The following is an 8,513-nucleotide window of genomic DNA, read 5'->3' on the forward strand; positions in this document are numbered from 1 at the left end:
TATGAGTGAAGAAGAACTGTTTAGCCGCAGGCCGATGGGTATGCGGATGGCGATGATCGTGCGTCAGTGGCGTGCGGTGATCGACGATGCCATTCTCGATACCGGGTTAACCCAGTCGAGCTGGACGGTGATGATGCAGCTTTTTCAACTTGGGGATAACGTCTCAATGAGTGAGCTGGCGGAGGTGCAGGGCATTGAACTGCCGCCGCTGATGCGCACGCTCACACAGCTGGAAAAACAGGGTTACCTGCTGCGCACCACATCGCCTTATGACAAGCGCATCCGGCTTCTGACGCTGACGCCTGAGGGAAAAGCCATTTTAAAAAGGCTTACTCAGGTGATTGAGACCTATCAGGCGCGGGTATCGCAAAATATCGCGCCGGAACATATCGAGATCTTCAGCGCCACCCTGAATCAAATCGCCTGTAATTTGCGGACAATCCGCGAAGAAGACAACAAGACCGAAAAATAATGACCCCTGAACAAAAGTTTGCCCGCTGGGTAAGGGTGAGTATTGCCTCTTTCCTGCTGATGTTTATCTATTTTGTCGTCGCGGATATCTGGATCCCGCTGACGCCGGACTCCACCGTGATGCGCGTGGTGACGCCGGTTTCTCCGCGTGTCTCCGGCTATGTGGCGGCCGTGCATGTGCACAACAACAGCCAGGTGAAGCGGGGCGATCTGCTGTTTGAACTCGACGACACGCCGTTTCGCAATAAAGTGGAAGCGGCGCAAATCGCGCTGGAGCAGGCTCGTCTTTCCAACCAGCAGCTGGACGCGCAGATCGCCGCCGCGCAGGCCAGCCTGAAAACCGCCGTGCTGACCGCGCGTAACGATAAAGTGACCTTCGAACGTTATCAGAAGCTGAGCACGTTACAGAACGTCTCGCAGGCGGATCTGGATAAAGTCCGGACCACCTGGCAGAGCAGCGAGCAGTCCGTCAGCACCATTCAGGCCAATATCCAGAACCTGCGTATTCAGCGCGGCGAGCGGGAGGAACACCGCAACGTCACGCTGCAAAAATACCGCAACGCGCTGGATGAGGCGGAGCTGAATCTCGGCTGGACGAAGGTGTATGCTCAGGCAGACGGCACGGTCAGTAACCTGCAGTTAAGCCCCGGTTTTTATGCCTCCTCAGGCGCAGCGGCGCTGGCGCTGGTGAACAACCAGACCGACATCGTGGCCGATTTCCGCGAGAAAAGCCTGCGCCATACTCATCAGGGCACCGATGCCGCGGTGGTGTTTGACGCCTTTCCGGGACGCGTCTTCCGCGCCCACGTGACCAGCAGCGACGCGGGGATCCTCGCGGGTCAGGAGGCGGTGAACGGCCAGCTCTCCGAGCCGGAAACCTCGAACCGCTGGGTGCGTGACGCCCAACGCATGCGCATTCACGTCATGCTGGACGAGGCGCTGCCGAAGCCACTGCCGACCGGGGCGCGGGCGACTGTCCAGCTCTATAACAGTGAAGGGCCGTTTGCGCGCTTCTTCTCCGGGATGCAGATCCATCTGGTGAGCTTGCTGCATTATGTCTATTAATACGCTGGCGCGGGTGTTTACCCCGCACGGTAACATCGTCTACACGGCAAACGACTTTCGCCAGACGTTGCGCATCGTCTTTGCCGGGATGATTGCGCTGAGCATTTCCAGTTTCTACAACACCAGTTACGGCGTGTTTTTTGTGGTCTACCCGATCATGCTGCTCTCGCTGGTGCCGGTCTTCAACCGCCATGTGGCGAAGCAGTTTATCTTCAGTGCATCGCTGAACTGCGTTGAAATGGTGATTATCATCGGCTATCTGTCGCAATGGCCGGTCATCATGACGCTGGTGGTGTTTGCCCTGTACGTCATGCGTTTTCGCTTTATGAGCAAAGGGCCGCTGTTCCTGTTCGGGTCGATGGGCGTGGTGTGCCAGAGCGTGATGCTCAATTTTATGAGCTACCCCACCACCAACTGGCACACACTGCTGTTTTCCAACATCGAAGCGAGCGTGATGGCGGTGTGCCTGAGCGCGCTGATGAACTATCTCCTGCCGGACGTGGAACCCCGCAAGCCGCCGCCATTGATTGAGAAAGACGATGCCCGCGTGCGCCATGAGTCGCTGCTCTCCGGCACCGTCGCAACGCTGATTTTCGTCGTTTTTCAAATCAGTGACTTAAGCGATTCCCTCTCGGCGCTGATGGCCGGGATTTTGATCCTGTTCCCGATGCACTATCGTGGCGCGGTGATGAGCTCCATCTGGCGCGTGGTCGGCGTAGTATTGGGCTGTCTTTATATCCTGGTTGTCCAGCTCATACTCTACGACCACAGTAGCCATATGCTGCTCATGATGCCGCTGATTGGCCTTGGGCTGGCGTTTGGCGCACGTCTGCATGTGATGGAGAAAGTAGGCGCAGGCGTAGGATTTTCCAGTATTACCACCATCGGCATTATGTTCGGGCAGAACATGCACCCTGACAGCGACCTGGTGTTCAGCGATCTCTATCGCATCACCTCCGTCACGTTTTCGCTGGTGGCGACGCTGACGATGGTCTTTCTGGTGCATTTGATCCTGAATCGCTTCGAGGCGACGCGCTATATCATCGCGCCGCCCAAAGCGGATTAATGTCCCAGCACGGCAGGCAGCTGCGAGAGTAAAAACAGGATCAGGCCAATCGTCCCGCCCACCAGCGTACCGTTGACGCGGATAAACTGCAGATCTTTGCCGATATTCAGCTCGATCTGGCGGGACATGTCTTTAGCATCCCAGCTTTTCACCGTGTCGCTGATGTGGCGGGTCAGGAACGCAGCGAAATCCGGCGCGACGCGATACGCGGCCTGCTCCAGATGCTCGTTCAGCGACGCCCGCAGGCTGGCATCGTTTGTCAGCGTTTCGCCAAACCACAGCCCGGCGTTGGCGATGCGCTGCTTCACGCGCGAGTCTTCACTTTGCATATCCGCCTTCAGCCACTGGCGCAGATCGGCCCACATTTCCCCCAGATAGCGGTTAAACGCCTCGTCATTTTTCAGGTAGTGCTTGATGTTGTCGGCTTTCGCCGCCATTTCCGGATCGTTTTTCAGGTTGTCGATAAGCTTCAGCGTGGCCCGGTCGAACGCCTGACGGATCTGGTGCGTGCGGTCGTGGCTGATATCGTCCAGCAGCGTATTCACCGCATTCGATACCATCTCTGCACTCTGATCGCCCAGCCACTCTGTGGGCAATACCATCGCTTTGCGGGGATGCTCGGTCTTCAGCCAGTGGACGATCTGGTCAGAGATAAACTCCCGCGTGCTGTCGCGTTGAATCAGGGTAATCAGGCGGTTGATGATGGCATCGAGCAGCACCTGGTGGCGGTTGTTTTTGGTCATGCTCTCCAGCATCACGGCGCTGGTTTCGGTGAAATCGACCTTATCGATGGCCTTATGCACCGCGCGTTTGAGCATCCGCTGAATGCGCCCGTCGTCGGTCAACTCAAGGAACCCGCTCATCACCTGCATCAGATGCAGCCCAACGCGCTGGGCATTGTCAGGCTTGCTGAACCAGGCACCGATCATGTGCGCGGGTTCATAGCGGCGGATGAGCGCCACCAGGGACTGGGTATCCAGAAACTTCTCCTGCACAAACTGGCCAAGATTGTCGCCGATACGGTCCTTATTGCGCGGGATAATCGCCGTATGGCGCGCGATAAACGGAATGGGGACCCGGCGAAACAGCGCAACGACGGCGAACCAGTCCGCCAGTGCGCCGACCATCGCCGCCTCGGCAATCGCCTTTACCCCGCGCACCCAGAAAGTCTGCGGCAGGAACAGGGTGAAGATAAACGCCGCGGCGGCAATCAGCAGCAGCAACAGCGCGAGAAGCTTAGCGCGTTTGAGTTCAGCTATTTTTTCCATGGGTTAAGGATAGAGGTAAGTTCACGCAAAATGCAAAGGTGGTGTAAGAGCAGGGCAAAACAGACCTGCGCACCGCACTATTTATTATCGAAAAAATATATGGGATAAATTCATTCATTATTATCTTTTCTAAATTTTTCGTGCTTATTCAGTCTTAGCGTTCAGTTTTGTGATGGCGGTTGTGACTTTAACTTTATCGGTGCTCATAAAATAAGTGATTATTCAGGTAAAGGAGCACGTTTAATGACATGGGAATATAAAGTTACGACAGGAGTACTGAGTCATAATGGCGAGTTCGTCGCCAGTTGCTATAGCGGTGCTGGTGAGTCGAAAGATAAGCCTGAATGTGAACAGCAACGAAATAAAGGTCCCATTCCGCGAGGTGTTTACTTTATTGCCGGGTGGAACAATCACAAAAGCGCAGAGGCAATTATTCTTGAACCTATAGCGGGGACCAATACTTTTGGTCGAGATCATTTCCAAATTCATGGGGATAAAAAAGGTCAACCACCAGGTTCAGCATCGGCAGGTTGCATCATTATGAACGGGCAGGACAAACGGCATATGATTTATGATTCAGGTGACACAATACTGGTGGTACGATGATGAAATATATTATTGCGTTATTATTGTGCTTCCCGGGGGCCTTATTTGCCAAAAGTCACACTCCTGAGCAACTGTTGCAGATGATAAACGAAAAAGGGGCCAGGCATGTTGTAGCAGAATTGTATGCTAATGATAGCGGAGAGTCGGAATGGTGGAATCATGTCATTCCTGGGATTCGTAAAGGAAACCAGGAATGGTTAGCTGTCGCGAGTGCTCTTGAACCGGGCGTGGACGCCAGTTCGGCTGAAGATTTAAAAGCAGCGCTTTCCGAAGCCATCCCGCTTAATCCCGCTGGCGTTTTGGCAATCTTAAAAGACAATAAACCGTTACTCACTGTTGAACAGGTCTGTGCTTTTGCCCATTATCCAGAAACAGAAACAGAAGCAGAGAGTAATAAGCTATTTGTCGATTCAATCAGGGCGATGTTTAAGATTAAAAGTCCGCAGGGTAAAAGATGCCTCGCTGTTATGATCGCGACCGTTGAACACTCTGTTCCATTCGATAAGGATATTTAAATGGCCATTCCGGTGTATATGTCATTAACTGACGATGCGGGTAATAGCATAAAAGGCAGCGTGATAGTTAAAGACCGTGAAAACCAGATTGAGGTTTTAGGACTCTATCATAATGTGAGCTATAACTCTGACCTGCATAATGGCAGAGCGTTGAGCAAACGCCAGCATCGCCCCTTTCTTATTGAGAAGGAAATTGATGCCTCCAGCGTTTTTCTCTATAAAGCGCTTAGCACTGGCGGTACGCTCAGGAAAGCGACTATCGACCTGTACAGAATCAATGATGCTGGTCAGGAAGAAATCTATTTCACAATAACGCTGGAAGCGGTGAAGGTCGTCACGGTGTTTTCATTGATGCATGACGTGAAAGATAGTTATCATGAAAAACAGGGGCACCTTGAACTCGTTTTGCTTCGTTATGAAAAGATTACCTGGCATTACCGTGACGGTAATGTTATTCATTCGGATGACTGGGATTATCGGTTAGGGGCATAGAAAACGGCTGGTAAAATTCTTTCATAGCCCCCGCCACAGCACCCACCCACCAAACCCCATCAGCACCACGCCCGCCGTGCGTTCAATCCACCCGAGCGCACGGCTGAGCTTCTGTTGCACCGCTCGCAAGCCTATAAGCGATACCAGCGCCAGATCCCACACCAGCACCACCATCACCATCCAGACGCCGCAGGTTGCCTGCTGAAGCAGCGTGACGTCTGGCCCCAGTAACGCCGTCATCAGCGCCAGATAGAACAGCGCGTTCTTCGGATTAAGCAGTGCCGAGCCGAGCCCCAGCAGGATTTGCTTACGCAATGCGGGAAGCCGCTGATGAGTTTCATTCAGCGCCAGCGTCTGCGGTCGGCTGCGCACCAGGTGCGAGCCAATCCACAGCAGGTACAGCGCCCCGGACAGTTCGATTAGCGTAAACAGCCACGTAAACTGGCGCAGGGCGCTCCAGCCGACAATCACCAGAACAATATAGAGCGCGTTACCCGCGGCGATGCCGAGGCACAGCCCGGCGCTGCCGCGCAGTCGGTAGCGCGCCGCGTAGCCCACAAGCAAGAAGAAATCCGGGCCCGGGCTTAACAGCGCAACAAAATGCGCCAGCGCCAGGGCGAGAAAAGCGGAAGGGAAGAACAGTTCCATAGTGACCTCATAGCCGTAACTGAGATCACCTTACGGTGTTACGTATCCTGATTATTGTCTGATATTGATCGTCCTGTGGCGTACTGGCGCGGCGTAGCGGCGCTATAGCGAACGAAGGTCTTATGGAAATGGCTCTGATCGGCAAACCCACTCTGGTAGCTTACGTCGGCAATATCATCCCCGGCGCGCAGCCGTGCTTTGGCGTATTCCACGCGGGAGATATTAAGGAAGCTGGCTGGCGTCAGCCCGGTGTCCTGCCGGAAGGTACGAATCAGCGTCTCCTTGCGTAGCGAGAAGCGTTGAGCAAGTTCATCAAGCGAAGGCGGTGCAGCCAGATCGGCAAGAAGTGCCTGCTGAATATGCTGGCTGGTTGAACGCAGCGCATCAGGGTTATCCGCACGGTGGGGAAGGGCAGAAAGCAGCCTGTCCACGGATGCAGGCGACATTGTCTCAACAATATCAAGGAAGTGCTTGAAGAACGTAGCGTTACGGATCACCTGGAGCGCCAGAGGACGATCGGTGTCGATATAGAGCATATGGTAGCTGCGCGCTTGCCCGGCGATGGGGTTGCAGCTGTGCGGCGCATAAGCCGGGATCACAATCAGATCCCCGGGATGAAGGATGTACTCCCTGTCATGGCACACGCAGCAGGTCTGGCCTTCCACAATCGCGCCAATAGAGAGTTGGGGATGACAATGACGTTTGTAGGCCTGCGTGCTCTGCCATGTGCTGCGCAGCTCAAGGCCTGAGGCGCGGTGAAAAGTCTGGAGGATGTGTCGGGTATCGGTCATGGGAACTCCTTCTGGACATTTTTTATACCACGTCAGGGAACCGTCTGGCAGCGCTTCATTAGGAACCGTCCGGATATACCCAACTTTACGTCCATAGCCAGTCATGTTGACTACCCTTAATACCCTAAGCGGTAAAACATGGAGATTCGATATGGCTTATCAGACAGTAAATCCTGCCACTAACCAGCTCATCAAAGAATACCCCTCACATACCGACGCGGATATTGAAGCGGCCCTGAAGGCGGCTGATGCGCTTTACCATTCTGACTGGGCGAAAGGCGACATCAACCAGCGTCTCCCGGTGTTGCATAAGCTTGCCGACCTGATCGACGAGCGCGTGGACGATCTGGCGAAAATTGCCAGTCAGGAGATGGGTAAGCTCATCGAGCAGAGCCGCGGCGAGGTGAAGCTGTGCGCACAAATCGCCCGCTACTACGCCGACAACGCGAAGCAGTTCCTGGCGCCGGTGAAGTATCCCTCTGAACTTGGGGAAGCGTGGGTGGAGCATCACCCCATCGGCGTACTGATGGCCGTTGAGCCGTGGAACTTCCCGTACTACCAGCTGATGCGCGTTCTGGCGCCGAACCTGGCGGCGGGGAACCCGGTCATCGCCAAACACGCCAGCATTGTACCGCACTGCGCTGAGACCTTTGCCCATCTGGTACGCGAGGCGGGTGCGCCGGAAGGGGCGTGGACCAACCTGTTTATCTCGTCCGATCAGGTGGCGAACATCATCGCTGACGATCGCGTCCAGGGTGCCGCGCTGACCGGTTCCGAAAAAGCCGGTAGCGTCGTGGCCGCACAGGCGGCGAAGCACATCAAGAAATCCACGCTGGAATTGGGCGGTAACGACGTCTTCGTGGTACTAGATGACGCCGACCTCGAAAAAGCGGTGAAGACGGGGGTCAGTGCGCGCCTCAACAACGCCGGGCAGGTCTGTACCGCGGCGAAGCGCTTTATCCTGCATGAAAAGATTGCGGATGCCTTCCTGAGCAAATTCACCGAGGCGTTTAAGCAGGTGAAGATTGGCGATCCGCTGGACGAAAGCACCACGCTGGGACCGCTGTCGTCTAAAGACGCGCTGGAAACGCTGACCAAGCAGGTTAACGAGGCGGTGAAAAACGGTGCGACGCTGCACTATGGCGGTAAACCTGTTCAGCGTGACGGCAGCTTCTTCGAGCCGACGATTCTGACGAATATCTCTCGCGACAACCCGGCGTATTTCGAGGAGTTCTTCGGTCCGGTGGCCCAGATGTATGTGGTGAAAAACGACGACGAGGCCGTCGCCCTGGCGAACGATTCACACTATGGCCTGGGTGGGGCGGTATTCAGTCAGGATATCGAGCGCGCGAAGAAAATGGCGTCGCGGATTGAGACCGGGATGGTGTACATCAACTGGCTCACCGACACCGCGCCAGAGCTGCCGTTCGGCGGCGTGAAGCGCTCCGGTTATGGACGCGAGCTGTCGGATCTGGGGATCAAAGAGTTTGTGAACCAGAAGCTGGTGGTGGTGCGTAAGTAACGTCATCGCCTTTCTTGCCGGGTGGCGCTGCGCTTACCCGGCCTACAAAACCCGTAGGCCCGTGCAAGC

Annotated in this window: 10 protein-coding genes; 7 read left to right on the forward strand and 3 right to left on the reverse strand. The window is 55.1% G+C overall.

Translation table 11 applies throughout. The features are described from left to right. The first annotated feature begins 1 nt into the window (after position 1). The 3 genes from L977_RS19260 to L977_RS19270 are packed head-to-tail and all read left to right on the forward strand — an operon-like array spanning position 2 to position 2,602. Positions 2–472: a MarR family winged helix-turn-helix transcriptional regulator gene (locus tag L977_RS19260; protein WP_014882398.1), complete on the forward strand. Its 471-nt coding sequence runs from the start codon at positions 2–4 to the stop codon at positions 470–472. Continuing rightward, positions 469–1,536, forward strand: a complete 1,068-nt coding sequence (locus L977_RS19265) for an HlyD family secretion protein (RefSeq protein ID WP_088126416.1) — start codon at positions 469–471, stop codon at positions 1,534–1,536. Before L977_RS19260 ends, L977_RS19265 begins: the two co-directional genes overlap by 4 nt. Further along, a complete protein-coding gene (locus L977_RS19270) occupies positions 1,526–2,602 on the forward strand; it encodes a DUF2955 domain-containing protein (RefSeq protein ID WP_014882400.1) in 1,077 nt (358 codons plus the stop codon). Before L977_RS19265 ends, L977_RS19270 begins: the two co-directional genes overlap by 11 nt. On the opposite strand, the gene L977_RS19275 is transcribed toward L977_RS19270, so the two are convergent. Next, positions 2,599–3,870 (reverse strand): DUF445 domain-containing protein, encoded by a 1,272-nt coding sequence (locus L977_RS19275; RefSeq protein ID WP_047626635.1) that lies wholly within the window; start codon positions 3,868–3,870, stop codon positions 2,599–2,601. The two genes, L977_RS19270 and L977_RS19275, sit on opposite strands and share 4 nt — an antisense overlap. A gap of 243 nt (positions 3,871–4,113) precedes the next feature. Here L977_RS19275 and L977_RS19280 point away from each other — a divergent pair, with 243 nt between their 5' ends. From L977_RS19280 to tssD, 3 genes are read left to right on the forward strand one after another with little or no spacing between them, the layout of a single operon-like run. Beyond that, complete coding sequence (locus L977_RS19280; protein WP_047626637.1) at positions 4,114–4,476, forward strand: tlde1 domain-containing protein; 363 nt, start codon at positions 4,114–4,116, stop codon at positions 4,474–4,476. Then, a complete protein-coding gene (locus tag L977_RS19285) occupies positions 4,473–4,991 on the forward strand; it encodes a hypothetical protein (RefSeq protein WP_231563639.1) in 519 nt (172 codons plus the stop codon). The genes L977_RS19280 and L977_RS19285 overlap by 4 nt, the downstream gene beginning before the upstream one ends. Next, a complete protein-coding gene (tssD, locus tag L977_RS19290) occupies positions 4,992–5,483 on the forward strand; it encodes a type VI secretion system tube protein TssD (RefSeq protein ID WP_047626640.1) in 492 nt (163 codons plus the stop codon). It abuts the gene before it with no gap. A 21-nt stretch (positions 5,484–5,504) separates the two neighbouring features. Here the strand turns inward: tssD and L977_RS19295 are convergent, their stop codons facing one another. Together L977_RS19295 and L977_RS19300 are read right to left on the reverse strand one after the other, a co-directional pair. Beyond that, on the reverse strand, positions 5,505–6,131 hold the full coding sequence (locus tag L977_RS19295) for a LysE family translocator (RefSeq protein ID WP_047626641.1): 627 nt from the start codon (positions 6,129–6,131) through the stop codon (positions 5,505–5,507). 38 nt (positions 6,132–6,169) lie between these two features. Then, positions 6,170–6,922, reverse strand: a complete 753-nt coding sequence (locus L977_RS19300; RefSeq protein ID WP_032637582.1) for an AraC family transcriptional regulator — start codon at positions 6,920–6,922, stop codon at positions 6,170–6,172. Between the two features lie 151 nt (positions 6,923–7,073). Between L977_RS19300 and L977_RS19305 the strand changes: the two genes are divergently transcribed. Continuing rightward, positions 7,074–8,444: an NAD-dependent succinate-semialdehyde dehydrogenase gene (locus L977_RS19305; RefSeq protein WP_045281855.1), complete on the forward strand. Its 1,371-nt coding sequence runs from the start codon at positions 7,074–7,076 to the stop codon at positions 8,442–8,444. The last annotated feature ends 69 nt before the right edge of the window (positions 8,445–8,513 follow it).

Origin of the sequence: Enterobacter sp. ZOR0014, from assembly GCF_000798855.1 — a bacterium.
GTDB classification, from domain to species: Bacteria; Pseudomonadota; Gammaproteobacteria; order Enterobacterales; family Enterobacteriaceae; genus Enterobacter; species Enterobacter kobei.